The 16,297-nt window shown below is 61.3% G+C and carries 10 protein-coding genes; 8 read left to right on the forward strand and 2 right to left on the reverse strand.

Annotation, left to right across the window (positions count from 1 at the left end; all coding sequences use genetic code 11):
- Positions 1-152 precede the first annotated feature (152 nt).
- The gene (gene creD, locus ACYVAC_RS11485) at positions 153-1,526 is read left to right on the forward strand and encodes a cell envelope integrity protein CreD (protein WP_461097810.1); all 1,374 of its coding nucleotides are present in this window, start codon (positions 153-155) and stop codon (positions 1,524-1,526) included.
- A gap of 288 nt (positions 1,527-1,814) precedes the next feature.
- Here creD and ACYVAC_RS11490 read toward each other — a convergent pair whose 3' ends face one another.
- Complete coding sequence (locus ACYVAC_RS11490; protein WP_461097811.1) at positions 1,815-3,203, reverse strand: glycoside hydrolase family 30 protein; 1,389 nt, start codon at positions 3,201-3,203, stop codon at positions 1,815-1,817.
- 27 nt (positions 3,204-3,230) lie between these two features.
- A complete protein-coding gene (locus tag ACYVAC_RS11495) occupies positions 3,231-4,004 on the reverse strand; it encodes a DeoR/GlpR family DNA-binding transcription regulator (RefSeq protein WP_461097812.1) in 774 nt (257 codons plus the stop codon).
- 280 nt (positions 4,005-4,284) lie between these two features.
- Between ACYVAC_RS11495 and ACYVAC_RS11500 the strand changes: the two genes are divergently transcribed.
- The 7 genes from ACYVAC_RS11500 (at position 4,285) to ACYVAC_RS11530 (ending at position 16,196) form a co-directional block, all read left to right on the forward strand.
- Entirely contained in the window at positions 4,285-7,416 is a 3,132-nt protein-coding gene (locus ACYVAC_RS11500) for a SusC/RagA family TonB-linked outer membrane protein (RefSeq protein WP_461097813.1), read from the forward strand.
- Between the two features lie 36 nt (positions 7,417-7,452).
- Positions 7,453-9,000, forward strand: coding sequence for a SusD/RagB family nutrient-binding outer membrane lipoprotein (locus ACYVAC_RS11505; protein WP_461097814.1), 1,548 nt, complete (start codon positions 7,453-7,455; stop codon positions 8,998-9,000).
- A 6-nt stretch (positions 9,001-9,006) separates the two neighbouring features.
- Positions 9,007-11,328: a glycoside hydrolase family 20 protein gene (locus ACYVAC_RS11510; RefSeq protein WP_461097815.1), complete on the forward strand. Its 2,322-nt coding sequence runs from the start codon at positions 9,007-9,009 to the stop codon at positions 11,326-11,328.
- A 41-nt stretch (positions 11,329-11,369) separates the two neighbouring features.
- A complete protein-coding gene (locus ACYVAC_RS11515) occupies positions 11,370-13,037 on the forward strand; it encodes an alpha-L-fucosidase (protein ID WP_461097816.1) in 1,668 nt (555 codons plus the stop codon).
- Between the two features lie 98 nt (positions 13,038-13,135).
- Positions 13,136-14,449 carry a gluconate:H+ symporter gene (locus ACYVAC_RS11520; RefSeq protein ID WP_461097817.1) on the forward strand — a complete coding sequence of 438 codons (1,314 nt, stop codon included), beginning with the start codon at positions 13,136-13,138 and terminating at the stop codon, positions 14,447-14,449.
- Between the two features lie 89 nt (positions 14,450-14,538).
- Complete coding sequence (locus tag ACYVAC_RS11525; RefSeq protein ID WP_461097818.1) at positions 14,539-15,030, forward strand: RidA family protein; 492 nt, start codon at positions 14,539-14,541, stop codon at positions 15,028-15,030.
- A gap of 50 nt (positions 15,031-15,080) precedes the next feature.
- Positions 15,081-16,196, forward strand: a complete 1,116-nt coding sequence (locus ACYVAC_RS11530) for a D-TA family PLP-dependent enzyme (RefSeq protein ID WP_461097819.1) — start codon at positions 15,081-15,083, stop codon at positions 16,194-16,196.
- Positions 16,197-16,297 lie beyond the last annotated feature (101 nt).

Raw genomic sequence — 16,297 nt, forward strand, 5'->3', positions numbered from 1 at the left:
CGATTGGCGGGTCAGATTGACCGCCCGCTCGTGAACACCCGTAAAGCCCGAACCAGCCGTTGTTCTTTTTTTCATCAGTATACCGGCCCATGGCGAATCAAATCGCTTTTTCGTTTACTTTGTAAAACAAAGTACTTTTAAACCAAAAATCCATGCCTGACCAACCAGCTGCCTCCGTGCCCCCCGCCCTGCCGGCTCCCGCCAACTCCTCGTCGATTTTGATTAAAATCGTTATCATCAGCTTTCTGGCGCTGCTGCTCCTGATTCCGACCCTACAACTCCAGGGACTGATTGAGGAACGCGAGCAGTACCGCGCCGAAGCCGTGAGCGACGTTACCCGCATGTGGGGTGCCGGGCAAACCATCAGCGGCCCCTTTATTTCGGTGCCTTACAAAACCGATTCGACGGGACTGGCGGGTCGGCCCGCCACGCGCATTGCCTACGCCCACTTCTTCCCCGAAACCCTATCGATTACCGGCACGATACGGCCGGAGCAGCGCAGCCGGGGCATTTTCGACGTGATTCTCTACAACACCCGCCTGACCGTCAGCAGTACGTTTCGGAAGCCGTCGGCGACGTCGGTGGGCCTGCCCGACGGGGTTCTGCAGTGGGACAAGGCCATCCTCTCGCTGGGCATCAGCGACCTCAAGGGGGTGCGCCAGTCGATTCGTGTGCGGGTAAACGGGCAGTCGACGCTGGCCGAGCCGGGTCTGCCAACCAACGATGTGGTATCGTCGGGGGTGATCGTTCCGATTCGGCTCGACGCCGATCAGTATCGGGTCAGCACCACCCTCGACCTCAACGGCAGCACCCAGCTCGACATGCTGCCACTGGGGCGGGAAACCCGGGTAGCGCTGCAATCGAGCTGGGCATCGCCCGGGTTTGTCGGGGCGTTTCTGCCCGATCAGCGGGTACTCGACACCAGCGGTTTCCGGGCGTCGTGGACGGTACTGCAGCTGAACCGCGATATGCCGCAGCAGGGTCTGGGTTCTTTTCTGACCAAACGACTGATTGCTGCCGGTGCCCCGATTCGGCTGGGCAACACGCCGAACCTGCCCACGTTTGGGGTGAAGCTGATGCTGCCGATCGACGAGTATCAGAAAACGACCCGCGCTACCAAATACGGTTTGCTGTTTATCCTGCTGACCTTTATTACGTTTTTCGGCATCGAGATTCTGGCGCATCGGGCCATTCACCCGGTTCAGTATCTGCTGGTGGGGCTGGCCATCTGTCTGTTTTACCTGCTGCTGCTGGCGTTTTCCGAACAGATCACGTTCAACCGATCCTATCTGCTGAGTAGTCTGCTGATCGTGGGCCTCATCACAGGTTACGTGCGCTACGTGTTCCGCAGCCCCCGGCTGACAATGGCTTTCGGGTTGCTGCTGGCGGTGCTGTACGCCTTTTTCTACGGACTGCTCCAGCTCGCTGACTACAGCCTGCTGGTAGGTACCCTCGGCCTGCTGACCCTGCTGGCCGCCGGCATGTACGCCACCCGCCATGTCGACTGGTACGGTGTGAGGGCGTGAGGGAAAGGTGGTTTGTGGTTTGGTTTTCAGTATACTGTTTACCGTATTCAGTATTGCGCATCTCGTGTGGGTCACGTATGAAAAGTACGGATTTTACTCCCTGACGAAATCCGTACACAAGACTTAGAATCGGTAGCTGATTCAGCACCTGGAGGAGTAGGCCAAGCGCTAAATCCGGAGACCTTAGGCTGAATACCGTAATCTTCACCACAGTATACCGGATACTACCCACCGACAATTGCTTACGAAAAACTGTACACTATATACTGTAAACCGAATACTGAAATACTACCACACAAACGTACCCACCGCGCCGGGGGGCAGCGTGGTGCTGAACTGACGGTTGCCATCGGCAATGGTAAAGGCGCGGGCGGTAGCCGTTTCGTTGAGCACGATCAGCGCGTGGCGGCCGGTGGGGGTCCGGAACGCCACGTTGGGCAGACCGGCGGGCAGGTTGCTCTCGATGCGGACCGAGCCGGGGCGCACAAATTTGGCCGCTAGGGCAATGATGTAGTAAGCCGGGTTGCGGGTCACGGTGTTGCCGTCGAGGGTCAGGGCGCCCAGACACTGGGTGCAGCCGCCGGGCGTGTGGGGCTGCTGAGCCGGGTCGGCGGCCAGGTTCCACTCGAGCACCGTGCGGCACCAGTTGCGGGTAGCCCCAATGATAAGGTGCCGCACGTGCCACGCCAGATCGCCCGTCAGGTTGCCCGGTGCGCCGATCCACTGCTCGGTGAAGTACAGGTTTTTGTCGGGGTGCGCGGCATGCACCGTGGCCAGCGTATCGATGGGCCCCGCGTAGAGGTGAAACGCTGACCCATCCACGTAGCGCCGGGCCTCGGCATCGTTCAGAATCGAGATCGGGTAATCGGGGCGGTCGGCGTTGTGGTCGTAGAGAATGATTTTGGTTTTCAGACCGGCCGCCCGGAACGCCGGACCCACGTGTTTTTTGATAAACAGCGCCTGCTCGGCCGGCAGCATCAGCAAACTGGGGTTGTTGCCGGGGTGCAGCGGCTCGTTTTGAAGCGTCACGGCGTCGATCCGTATGCCGGCCTGGGCCATCTCCTGTATGTACCGAACAAAATAAGCCGCGTAGGCACCGTAATAGGCCGGTTTCAGGCTGCCTCCTTTGCTGCTGCCGTTGGTTTTCATCCAGACCGGTGGCGACCAGGGCGATCCCAGTATCCTGAGGGCTGGATTGATGGTCAAAATCTCGCGCAGCACCGGAATCAGCGCGGCCCGGTCGGGGGCCAGACTAAACCGCCGGAGCGCGGGGTCGGTCTGGCCGGCGGGCAGATCATCGTACGAAAACACCCGCTCGTCGAGGTCCGATGCGCCGATGCTGATGCGCAGGTAGCTAACGCCAATGCCGGTACCGGCGGGCGAAAACAGTTCCGTCAGCAGCGCCTTCCGGGCGGCCGGCGTCATGCGTGCCAGCAACTGCGCGCTGCCCCCCGTGAGGGTGTACCCAAAGCCGTCGATAGGCTGGTAGGTCTGCCCGGCATTGACCCGGATGATGGGCTGCCCTGCGGTTACGCGCCCCATCACGGGGGCCGGCTGCGGCCTGAACAGCACCTTGCCGACGGGATCGGTCAAGTAGAACGTAACGGGCTGGGCCAGACCAGCGGTCAGGACGAAACTCAGCAGCAGCCCGCCGACAAATGACTGGATGAAGCGCATAAAAACAGGGATCAGGGTGGGCAGGCGTCAGCGAAGTTGAAGCGTCTCGCTCCGGTAGGGCGTTAGCTGGGCCGAATCGGCGGGCACTTCGGTAATCAGGTAATCGATCTGGTTGAGGTCGGCGATTTTCATGCGCATCACGCTGTTGAGCTTCTCGGTGATGGCCAGCACCGCCACCTTGGCCGACGCCTGAATCATGGCTTTTTTGGCCTGTACCGTTTCCCAGTCGGAGTCGGTAAGCCCCCCGCGGGCATCGATGGCGTTGGTGCCGATGATGCACAGATCGGCCCGAAACTCCGACAGCCGCTGGTAGACCTCGCCCCCCACGCTCATCTGGCTGTAGCGCGAAATCTGCCCCCCGATCATGATGATTTCCAGGTTGGGCTTATCCATCAGCTCCACGGCCGTCAGTGGGTTTACCGTAACGAAGGTGGCCCGCAGTTCGTTGGGGATCAGCTTGATCAGCTCGCGGATGGTAGTACCACCCCCGATCAGGATCAGCATGCCGTCGCGGAGCAGCGACAGGCTTTTTTCGGCAATGATGCGCTTGCTCTGGTGGGCGTAGGTTTCCTGCAGGGCCGAGCTGTGGTGATACGCCTTGGCCATGGCGCCCCCCCGGATTTTAATCAGTTTCCCATCATCGGCCAGTTCGTTGATATCCCGCCGAACGGTGTCTTCCGACACGTTGAGGGTTGTGGCCAAATCGCCCAGAAAGATTCGTGTGTGCAGGTTGATCTGCTGCAGAATCATGTCCTTGCGCTCTTCCTTCAATAACACAATGGCGGTGTCGGCTGACTGCATAGCGGTCGTCTGCAAATAAAGTGTTGGTACAGGACAAAGATCGGTAGTCTCGCCGACTACTGATACCGGCATTTGTTGCAACAATGGCACCAGACCCCATCACAAACCGCACAAATCTACTATTTCACGTAGTATTTGCATAGATTATCAGGCAAAAGAGGTTATTTACCTTTTTTTGTTTGCAAACCATGCGGTTAAACCGACTTTAATATGCAATATTTGCAAAACCCATTGCAACAATTGCAAATTGTACATCGCTACGTTTAAACCGGATTAGCCCATGCAACACCTATGCAAAAAAGTACCCCACCCGGGTTTATGCACCGTATTGTTAGTGGCGGGCTGGCTGTTTAGCCTCCCGGCCCTGGCCCAGACGTTGACCGGCAAAGTGAGTAATGCCACCGACGGCACCCCACTGCCGGGCGTAACCATCCTTGAAAAAGGGTCGACCAAAGGAACCGTATCCAACAGCGACGGTACCTACTCCATCAACCTGTCGGGCCGGCAGGTAACGCTGGTCTTCTCCTACATCGGCTTCGTGTCGCAGGAGCAGGCGGTGGGCGGCCGCTCGACGCTCGATGTAGCCCTTAAAGAAGATGCTACCCAGCTCGGCGAAGTGGTGGTAACGGCCCTTGGCATCACCAAAGACAAAAAAGCCCTGGCTTATTCGGTCACCGAGGTCAAAGGCAGCGACTTCACGCAGGCCCGCGAAACAAACATTGCCAATGCGCTGAGCGGCAAAATTGCCGGTGTCAACGCGTCGGGGCTGGCCACCGGATCGGGTGGGTCGAGCCGGGTGGTCATCCGGGGGAATGGCTCGCTGAACGGCAGCAACCAGCCCCTCTACGTCATCAACGGCATGCCCATCGACAACACCTCGCCGGGCGGCAGTCCCACTACCAACGGCAGCGGCCTCAACGTGGACCGGGGCGATGGCATCGGCGGTATCAACCCCGACGATATCGAGTCGATCAGCGTACTCAAAGGCGGTACGGCGGCTGCGCTCTACGGATCACGGGCGGCCAACGGGGTTATCCTGATCACGACCAAGAAAGGCCGCGCCCAGAAAGGCATCGGCGTCGACTACAACACGACCCTGATGTTCGACAGCCCGGCCGTGTTTCCAAACTTCCAGTACGAATACGGACAGGGCGATGGCGGGGTAAAACCCACCACCCAGGCGCAGGCCGTCAACTGGGGACGCCGGTCGTGGGGTACCCGCATGGACGGACAGTCGTACGTTGCGTTCGATGGCCAGCAGCATCCCTACGTGCCTCAGCGCGACAACATCAAAAACTTCTACCAGACCGGGTCGACCTTCACCAATACGGTAGCCCTCAACGGCGGCAGCGAGACCATCAACTTCCGCTTCTCGCTGGCCAACGTGGCCAACAAAAGCATACTGCCCAACTCGACCTTTAACCGCAAGATTGCCAACCTGAACGTCAATGCCATTCTGAGCAAGCGCCTGACGCTTGAAACCGTGGCCCAGTATAACCTGGAAGAAGGCGTGAACCGGCCGAGCGCGGGCGATGCGCCGGGCAACCCCAACTGGGCCGTGTATATGGTCGCCAACACGGTCGATATCCGGCAGCTTTCGCCGGGCTACGACGCCACCGGCCGCGAAACGCAGTGGAACGAAACACCTTATGCCTCGAACTCCTACTTCGTGGTGAACCGCTTCCAGAACCGCGACACCAAAAACCGGTTTATCGGTCAGGCCAACGTCAAGTTCAACATCCTCGACAACCTCTACCTGCGGGGCAGCGTGAGCCGCGATTTCTTCAATTTCCGCTCGGTCGGCATCATCCCGACGGGCACGGTCTATACGGCCAACTCGGCCGGCGAATACCACGAAATCAACTCGTCGGTCTCGGAAACCAACTCGCTGCTGACCCTGAACTACAACACGACGCTGCTGAAAAACATCGGGCTGACCGCCTTCGTGGGCGGCAACAAACGGCTCTACACCGTCAACGACACGTACATCGACGGTACGCAGTTCATTATCCCGTTCTTCTACAGCTACACCAACCTGGCCGCGTCGACCACCCGGCCCGTCAACCAGAAAACGGCCACCAACTCGATCTTTGCCTCGGCCGACCTCGACTACAAGAACATCGCGTTTCTAACCCTGACCGGACGGCAGGACTGGTTTTCGACCCTGAGCCCCCGCAACAACAGTATTTTTTACCCATCGGTGGGGGGTAGCTTCGTCCTGTCGCAGGCGGCCCGGCTGCCAGCCGTCATCAGCTTTGCCAAACTGCGGGCCTCGTGGGCGCAGGTCGGTGGTGCCACGCCCGATCCGTACATCCTGAACCAGACCTACAGCATGGTGCAGGGCGGACACGATGGCCGGCCCCTGCAGCAGGTTACGCAGTCGAACGGGGTCAATCTGGTCACCAACTCCGACCTGCGGCCGCTTACCTCGACGACCTACGAGCTGGGCCTCGACGCGAAGTTTCTGCGCAACCGGCTGGGCGTCGACCTGACGTTCTACAACCGCAAAACCACCGACGATATCGTGCGCACGGCGGTATCGCGTACGACGGGCTACCAGGATGTGCTGCTGAACATCGGGCAGGTGAACAACCGGGGGGTCGAGCTGCTGCTGTCGGGTACCCCCGTCAAGAGCCAGAACTTTACCTGGAACGTGAGCTACAACGTGGCCTACAACAAAAACGAAGTGGTAAAACTGGCCGACGGGCTGAACACCATCGAGGTGGCGAGCAGCGTGGGCGGCTGGGCCTTTATTCACAACACCGTGGGTCGGCCCTATGGCGTGATCAAAGGCTACACCATGGTGCGCGACGCTAACAACAATGTGGTGTTCAACAAGGCGACGGGGTATCCGCAGAAAAGTGCGCTGACCGAACTGGGGCAGGGTGTGCCACCCCTCACGATGGGGCTGAGCAACACGTTTACCTATAAAAACTTCTCGCTCGACGTGCTGGTCGACGGCAAGTTTGGCAACAAGATTTTCTCGACCATGGATGTCTACGCCACCCGTTTCGGCCTCCATCAGAACACGCTGGCCGGCCGGGAGTCGGGCCTGCCCGTGTCGGGTGTAACGCCGGAGGGCACCCCCTACTCGGCCACCATTCCGGTATCGGGTCTGCGGCTGTACTACGACAACCTGAAAAACTACACCGACCTGTTTCTCTACGACGGCAGCTTTGTAAAGCTGCGGCAGGTGGTGCTGAATTACAGCATCCCGACGAGTGTGCTCAAGTTTGCCCGTATTCAGGCGGCTTCGATCTCGCTCGTGGCCCGGAACCCCCTGATTCTGTATAAAAACACCGACAACTTCGACCCCGAGTCGAGCTACACCAACAGCAACGCCCAGGGTTTCGAAGCCTTCGCGCTGCCCCGTACCCGCAGTCTGGGTTTCAACCTGATGGTCAAGTTTTAAGTCTGCTCCCGGACTCCATCCCTACTTCTGAACGCAATGTCTACCATACGCTCCCATACCCGCCGATACCGCCTGCTGCTGCTGGCCAGTCTGGCAACGGGCCTGACGGCCTGCGACAACGGCTTCGAGGCTCTCAACGTCAACCCCGATGCCTCGACCACCATTACCCCTGCCTATGTGTTCACCAAAGCGCAGCTCGACGCCCTCGGCAACAGCTATTTCTCGACCGGCGTGCTCGCCAGCGGGGGATCGATGCAGCACTTTGCCACCTACAAGGACGTGCCGGGCATCGGCGACAAGTATTACTTCCAGCAGGGCAGCTACCCCTACGACTTTTTCCAGAACGCCTACCCCGGTGCCGTCAACGAAACGGCGGAGGTCATTCGGGCCGTATCAACCGACCCCAGCCAGGTCAACCTCCTCTCGGTGGCCCGCATCTGGCGGGTGTATGTCATGCACCGTATCACCGACCTCTACGGCGACATTCCGTACACCGACGCGGCCAAAGGGTACAGCCAGAACGTTTTCACGCCCAAATACGACGCCCAGTCGGCAATCTACGCCGATATGCTCAACGAGCTGGAGCAATCGGCAGCGGCTTTCGATGCGTCTAAAACGACCTTCGGCACGGCCGATTTGATCTACGGCGGCAACATCGACAAGTGGAAGAAACTGGCTTACTCCCTGATGTTGCGGCTCGGCATGCGCATGACCAAGGTCGACGCCGGGCTGGCCAAAACCTGGGTGCAGAAAGCCATTGCCGGGGGCGTGATCACGCAGGATGCCGATCTGGCCCGCATCAGCTACCTGGCGTCGGGGCAGGATATCAACAAGAACCCCATCGCCCTGTCGCTGCGCAACAGCGACTACAGCGCGGCCAACGGCAACGACAACATCGAGGGGGGCAAGCTGGCCCGCACGTTTATCGACCAGCTCCGCAACACCGCCGACCCGCGCCTGAACGTGATTGCGGTGGTCTGGAACGGCACCACCGCCGACACCGCCACGGCCCTGCAGAAAGGCATGCCCAATGGGCTGCTGGTGAAACCCGCCGACTTTAAGACCTACTCGGAGCCCAACCCGCTGACGGTGCTCAAACTCGACGCCCCCGTGCTGGTGATGACCGCGGCCGAAACCAACCTGCTGCTGGCCGAAGCCGCCGTGCGGGGCTGGTATACGGGCGATGCGGCCACGGCCTACGCAGCCGGCATCCGCTCGGCCATGGCCAACTGGGCCCTGTTCAACCCCACGGCCGGTGCCATTTCGGCGGCTAAAGTAACCGCCTTTCTGGCGCGTAACCCCTTCCCGGCCGACGGCACGACCGACGCCAAACTGGAGCAGATTCATACGCAGATGTGGGTATCGCTCTTCCCCGATGAGCAGGAGGTATTTGCCAACTGGCGCCGGACAGGCTATCCCAAACTAACGCCCGTCAACGTGGTGGGCAACATCACCGGGGGCGTTATACCGCGCCGGCTGCTGTACCCCCCTACCGAAGAAAGTGTCAACAACGCGCAGTACAGCGCGGCCGTTGCCCGGCAGGGTGCTAATTTGCTCACCACCCGAATCTGGTGGGATAAATAAACAGGCATGCATTTTCTGGTACGCGTTTTATCCACTATCGTGCTGATCGGAACTGGCTGGGCTGTCTTACGGGCCCAGCCAGCCCTATCGGCGCGTTTTGCCCTGATTCCGCAGCCGGTCTCCATCCGGGCGGTGCCTGGTCTGCCGGCCACGGCCCACTGCCGGCTGTCGGGCGCGGCCCGGCTGCAGGCCGACCCGACCGTAGCGCCCGCCCTGGCAGCCCTGTGCCAGGCCATCCTGCTGGAGTCGCGGCCGGCCGGCGGCCCGTCGGCGACTGTCGTGCTCGGTATCGATTCGGTGGCCGTACCGCAGCGCGAAGGCTACCGGCTCCGCCTGACCCCCACTCACCTGACCCTCACCGGCCACGATGCGGCCGGGCTGTTCTACGGCCTCCAGTCGCTGCGGCAGCTGGCCGAACAGGCCGCGCCGGCCGGGCTGCCCTGCGGCCAGATAAACGATTACCCCCGCTTTGCCTACCGGGGCATGCAGCTCGACGTGAGCCGCCACCTTTTTTCGGTCGACTTTCTAAAGAAATACCTCGACCTGCTGGCTCTGTACAAGATCAATACCTTCCACTGGCACCTGACCGACGATCAGGGCTGGCGCATCGAGATTCGCCGGTTTCCGGCCCTGCAGCAAACGGCCGCTTTCCGGCGCGAAACGCTTATTGGCCATAAGAAAGACCTTCCCCATCGCTTCGACGGCAAACGCTACGGCGGCTACTACACCCAGGATCAGATTCGCGAGCTGGTACGCTACGCGGCCGACCGCCACATCACCGTTATTCCCGAAATCGACATGCCGGGCCATGCGCTGGCTGCGCTCAGTGCCTTTCCCGAACTGGGGTGCCAGCGCCCCGACGGCCAGCCGGGCGGCCCCTACGAGGCCGCTACGTTCTGGGGCATTTTCGACGATGTATTCTGCGCCGGCACCGACAGCACCTTTACCGTACTGACCCAGATTCTCGACGAGGTTGTCTCCCTCTTCCCGTCCCGCTACATCCACATCGGGGGCGACGAGTGCCCCAAAACGCGCTGGAAAACCTGCCCCCGCTGCCAGGCCCGTATCCGGCGCGAAGGCCTGCGCGATGAGCACGAGCTGCAGCGCTACTTTATCCGGCGCATCGATGCCCATCTGACCCGGCGCGGCCGGCAGCTGTTGGGCTGGGATGAGATTCTGGAAGGCGGCAGCCCCGCCCTGACCCTCTCGCCCGGTGCCGCCGTGATGAGCTGGCGCGGCATTGCGGGGGGCGTGGCCGCCATGCGGCAGCACCACTACGCCGTGATGACGCCCGAAACCCACGTGTATTTCGACTACTACCAGTCGCTGCACCCGGGTGAGCCACTGGCCGCGGCTGGCTATACCCCCCTGCGCAAAACCTACAGCTACGAACCCCTGCCCGACAGCCTCACGGCCGACGAAGCCCGGTACCTGCTGGGCGTGCAGGGCAACGTCTGGTCGGAGTACTTACCCACAACCGGCCAGGCCGAACACCAGATTTTTCCGCGGGCGCTCGCCGTGGCCGAAATCGGCTGGAGCCCGCGGTCGCAGCGCCACTACCCCGATTTTCTGCGCCGGCTGCGGCTGCACATGCCCCGGCTGCGGGCCCGCCATGTGCAGGCCGCCGATTCCTTCGACGAACTGACCGACACGGTGCAGGTCGACGCCGACGGGCGCATCGGCCTGACGCTGCGCACCACCCGGCCCGGCGCTACCATCCGGTACACCACCAGCGGCCAGACGCCCACCGCGACCAGCCCGGTCTACACCGCTCCGCTGCGCATCAGCCGGTCGGGCACCGTACAGGCGCAGCTGTTTGCGGGTGGGCGGGCCGTGGGGCGACGCTACACGCAGGCGTTTCGGCTGTCGAAGGCCAGTGGCAAACCCGTCACGATGGATCCGCTGCCGCTGGCGCCCTACCGCCCGGGTAGTTTGCTGCGCGCCGTGAATGGCGTGGCCGGTACGAGCCGCTACAATACCGGCGAATGGCTGGGGTTGCCGGGCACCGACTTCGCCGTGACGGTCGATCTGGGCCGGGTGCAGCCCGTCGCGCGGGTAGGCACCCACGTACTCAATTACCCCTGGCAGCGGATGTGGCCACCCGTGGTGCTCACCGTGCTGTTGAGCACCGACGGCGTCACGTTCCGGCCCGTGGGCGAGCACCGGCGCTTTCCGCTGAATGGTATCAATCCAATCGAAACAGCTTTTACGACACAGCCGGCCCGCTACGTTCGCCTTACCGCCACCGCCCTGCCCATTATTCCGGTGGGGCAGTATGGTGCCGGCGGCAAGCCGTGGCTGCTGTTCGACGATATCACGGTCGACTGACCCCCGACCGCCAGACTACTTTCTGATTTACGCACAACTGTATGCTTTTTCTTCGACGCTTTTCACTTACCCGCTCACGGCTCCTGGCGCTGCTGCTGCTGCTCCCGCTCTGGAGCACGGCCCAGTCGATCGGTGCCAACCACAACAAACCCGAGCGCGAAACCTGGCTCAAAGACGCCGGCTTCGGCATGTTTATCCACTGGAACGTCGACACGCAGCTGGGTGTCGTTATCAGCCACTCGCTGGTGGGGGCCTCGCCCGACTATGTCGACCGCTACATCAATGAGCTGCCCAAGACCTTTTACCCCAAAGACTGGGACCCCGAGCGGCTGGTCATTCTGGCCAAAAATGCTGGCATGAAGTACATCATGTTTACGACCAAGCACCACGCCGGTTTCTGCATGTGGGATACCAAAACCACCGATTTCGGGGTAATGAACACGCCCTACAAAAAAGACATCGTACGCCAGTTTGTCGAGGCCTGCCGCAAGTGGGGTCTGGCCGTGGGCTTTTATTACTCACCCGAAGATTTCTCGTTTGCGTATCGCAACGGCATGAAAGACATTACCCGCGACGACCACTGGGCTAAAGCTAAACCGTTTCAGGCGACCTACAAGACCTTCGTGGAAGCCCAGTGTAAAGAGCTGATGACCCAATACGGGCCCGTCGACCTGTTCTTTATCGACAGCGACGTGCTGCGCGAGGAAGTGAAAGCCACGGTCTGGAAATACCAGCCCAACTGCCTCATTACGCGGGGGGTGCTGCAAACGCCCGAGCAATACCTGCCCGGCGAAACGCTTAGTTCGGCCTGGGAAAGCAACATGACCATGGGTACGGCCTGGAACTACAAGCCCACCAACGATCACTACAAGTCGGGCACCGAGCTCATCAATTTTCTGATCGAGTCGCGGGCCAAGGGGGGCTCCTACCTGCTCAACATTGGCCCTACGCAGTGGGGCAGCCTCAACGAAGGCCAGATGGGCCGGCTCATGGAAATCGGGGCCTGGCACTTTATCAACCACGAAGCCGTACATGACGTGCGGCCCTGGATCGTGCGGAACGAAGGCGACATCTGGCTGACGCGCCACAAAACCGATCCCACCGTGTTTGCCTACCTCACCAACCGGCCCGAGTGGCCCCGCGGGCAGCGCCGGGAGTTGCTGATCCGCTCGGTCAGGGCAACACCCAACACCCGGATCGAGGTGCTGGGCCAGACCGGCCACGTGGTCGAGTACCAGCCCGCCAACGACGGTACGGCCCGCTTCGAACAAACGCCCGACGGCCTCAAAATCTCGGTGGTACGGGCGCAGCGTATCTACAACAACCACAAGTGGCCCAACCCCATCGTCATCAAACTGACGGGGGTCGAACCCGCCCTCGAGCCCGCCCAGTTCCGAACGGTCAGTGCCGTCAGGCAGCCCGACGGGGCGCTGAAACTCACGGCCGAGGTGGTGAAACTGGGCAACGGCAAGTCGGCCCAGCTGGGCTTCGAATACCGCCCCGTGCAGAGCTCACTCGAGGAGTCGTTCAACCAGCCCTGGACCGCCACACCCGTTTACCCGGTTAGCACCACGGGCAGCCATCAGCTGACGCTCCCGCCCGCCGGTCTGGCGCCTTACGACGAAATCGAGTACCGCGCCATTCTGATTCAGGACGGGCTTAAAATCGACGGCAATACCCAGAAGATCAGCAAACTCCGGCTGGAGTAACCGAAAGCCTGCGTTTTTAGCGACGGGTTTCGGTATCATTGCGGCCGCAACGTCGATACCGACGCCATCCTGAACCCTTCTGTCAATCTGTTTCTGTTATGTCGCTCCTGCTCATTGGTTGCTGCGTCCTGCTGCTCGTATTACTGATTTCCTGGGTAAAAGTAAACCCGTTTCTGGCGTTCCTGGTCGTCTCGCTGCTGGCCGGCGGGCTGCTGGGCCTGCCCCTGACCGACGTGGCCAAATCGGTGCAGAAAGGCATCGGCGACACCCTGGGCTCGCTGGTGGCGGTGATTGCCCTGGGCGCCATGCTGGGTAAGCTGGTGGCCGAGAGTGGCGCGGCCCAGCGCATCGCCAACGTAATGATGGGTTTGTTTGGTCAGCGCTACATCCAGTGGGGACTGGTCTGCACGGGCTTCATCATTGGCATTCCGCTTTTCTATAATGTTGGTTTCGTGCTGATGGTGCCCCTGATCTTTTCAGTTGTGTATCAGTACCGGCTCCCGGCCGTGTACCTGGGTTTGCCCATGCTGGCGTCGCTGTCGGTGGCCCACGGCTTTCTGCCGCCCCATCCGTCGCCGGCGGCCCTGGTAGCGCAGTTCGGCGCCAACATGGGGCTGACGCTGCTCTACGGCCTGGCCATCGCCATCCCGACCATTATACTGGCGGGTCCGGTATTTGCCCAGACGCTTAAGGGCATCCGGTCGGAGCCGCTGGACACCTTTGCCGGCAAAACCCGCCCCGTCGACGAGCTGCCGGGGGCGGCCAATAGTTTCCTGACGGCCCTGCTGCCAGTGGTGCTGCTGGCTCTGACCACGCTGCTCAAACTCGGCTTCCCGGCCAGCCCGTCGATCCAGCAGGCAACGGCCTTCGTGGGCGATCCGGGTGTGGTGATGCTCATCTCGGTGGCGGTAGCCACGGTGAGCCTGGGTCTGGCCAACGGCCGATCGGTGCCGCAGGTGATGCGGGTGTATGAAGAAGCCGCCAAAGACGTGGCCATGATTCTGCTCATCATTGCCGGGGCCGGGGCGCTGAAGCAGGTACTGGCCGACAGTGGCATCAGCCAGGAGCTGGCCACCCGGATGCAGACCTGGTCGATGCCTCCGCTGGTACTGGGCTGGCTCATTGCGGCCATTATTCGGGTATGTCTGGGCTCGGCAACGGTAGCTGGCCTGACGGCTGCCGGCATCATTGCCCCCGTGGTAGCCCAGCAGCACGTCGATCCCAACCTGATGGTGATTGCCATCGGGGCGGGCAGCCTGATGTTTTCGCACGTCAACGACCCGGGCTTCTGGCTCTTTAAAGAATATTTCAACCTTAGCCTCAAAGACACCATCCGATCGTGGTCGCTCATGGAAACGATCGTCGCCGTGGTGGGTCTGGCGGGCGTACTGCTGTTTAATTTAGTTCTCTAAGCTGGTTTACGGTTTTCAGTTTACCGGTTTCAGTTTGTGCTGACGACCGTATACCGAATACCGTACACTGAAAACCATCAACTGTAATCATGTCTACCGACCTCCTCTCGCCCGAAGCGGCTTTTGCGCAACTCAACCTCAGCCTGCCCCCCGCGCCCCGTCCGCTGGGCGTTTATAAGCCCTACCTGATCGACGGCCGCTACCTGTATGTGTCGGGCCACGGTCCCGTGCAGGACGATAAAAGCCTGATTATAGGTCGGATCGGCACGCCGGCCAACCCCGCCGATATGGACATGGAACAGGGCAAGCTGGCCGCCCGCCAGGTGGGCCTCACCATCCTGTCGACCATCCAGACGCACCTCGGCAGCCTCGACCGCGTCAAACGCGTGATCAAGGTGCTGGGTATGGTCAACTGTACACCCGATTTCGAGCGTCACCCCTATATCATCAACGGCTGCAGCGAACTGTTTGCCCAGGTATGGGGCGAGGAAAACGGCATCGGCGTACGATCGGCGGTGGGCTTCGGCTCGCTACCCGACAACATCCCCGTCGAAATCGAAGCCCTGTTCGAACTGGTTTAAGGATGCTAACCGGACCCGCCGGCGGGTGGGTCCGCTTTTTACCGCTGCTCATGACCGATACGCCTTGGTTTACGATTACCAACGTCGACGCGCTCGACACGCCCGCCCTTGTGGTTTACCCCGATCGCGTCCGGCGCAACATCGACCGGTTGCTGGGGGCCGTTGGGGGCGATACGCGCCGGCTGCGCCCCCACGTCAAAACCCATAAGTCGCCCGAGGTGACCCGGCTGCTGCTCGATGCGGGCCTGACTCAATTTAAATGCGCCACCATTGCCGAAGCCGAGATGCTGGCCCGCGCCGGCGCGCCCGATGTGCTGCTGGCTTACCAGCCCATGCCCCCCAAGCAGGACCGGCTGTTACAGCTCATCGACACCTACCCCAACACCCTGTTTTCGTGCCTGGTCGACAACCTCGCCACGGCGCAGGCCCTCTCCGACCGGGCCCAGCGGGCGGGGGCCATCGTGCCGGTCTACGTCGACCTGAACGTGGGTATGAACCGCACCGGCATCCAGCCCGACGCGGCCGTGCTCGACCTCTACGAAGCCCTGGCTTCGCTGCCGGGGGTACAGCCGGTGGGCCTGCACGCCTACGACGGGCACCTGCGCGACCGCGACATCGACCAGCGTCGGGTGGCGATCGACGCGGCTTTTGCGCCCGTTGCCCACCTGCGTGAGCTGCTGCGGGGGCGGGGCTACGAGCCGGTAATTGTGGCCGGCGGCAGCCCCACCTTTCCGATTCATAGCCAGCGCCCCGACGTGGTGGCCAGCCCCGGCACGTTTGTCTACTGGGACGAAGGCTACGGTACGGGCCTGCCCGAACAGCCGTTCGAACCGGCCGCGCTGGTGGTAGGGCGGATTATCTCGCTCCCCACACCCACCAGCCTGACCATCGACATTGGCCACAAATCGGTAGCGGCCGAAAGCCCCCTGCCGCAGCGCATCCGCTTTCTCAATGCGCCCAACCTGCAGGCTACCGGGCAAAGCGAAGAGCACCTGGTGGTCGAGGCTGGTGCTAACCACGGCTATCAGGTGGGCGATGTGGTGTATGGCCTGCCCTACCACATTTGCCCGACCGTGGCGCTGTACGAACGCACCTATCCCGTGGTCGATGGCCAGATCGGTGCACCCTGGTTCACCACCGCCCGCGACCGGATTTTGACCGTGTAAACTGCGTATTCGGTTTACGGTTTTTCAGTTTACGGGCTGCGGTTTTCAGTGGCTGGCACGCCCGTCAGGAAGGGTGTACCAATATGCCTCCTCGCTGCGTT

Source organism: Spirosoma luteolum (genome assembly GCF_054778875.1).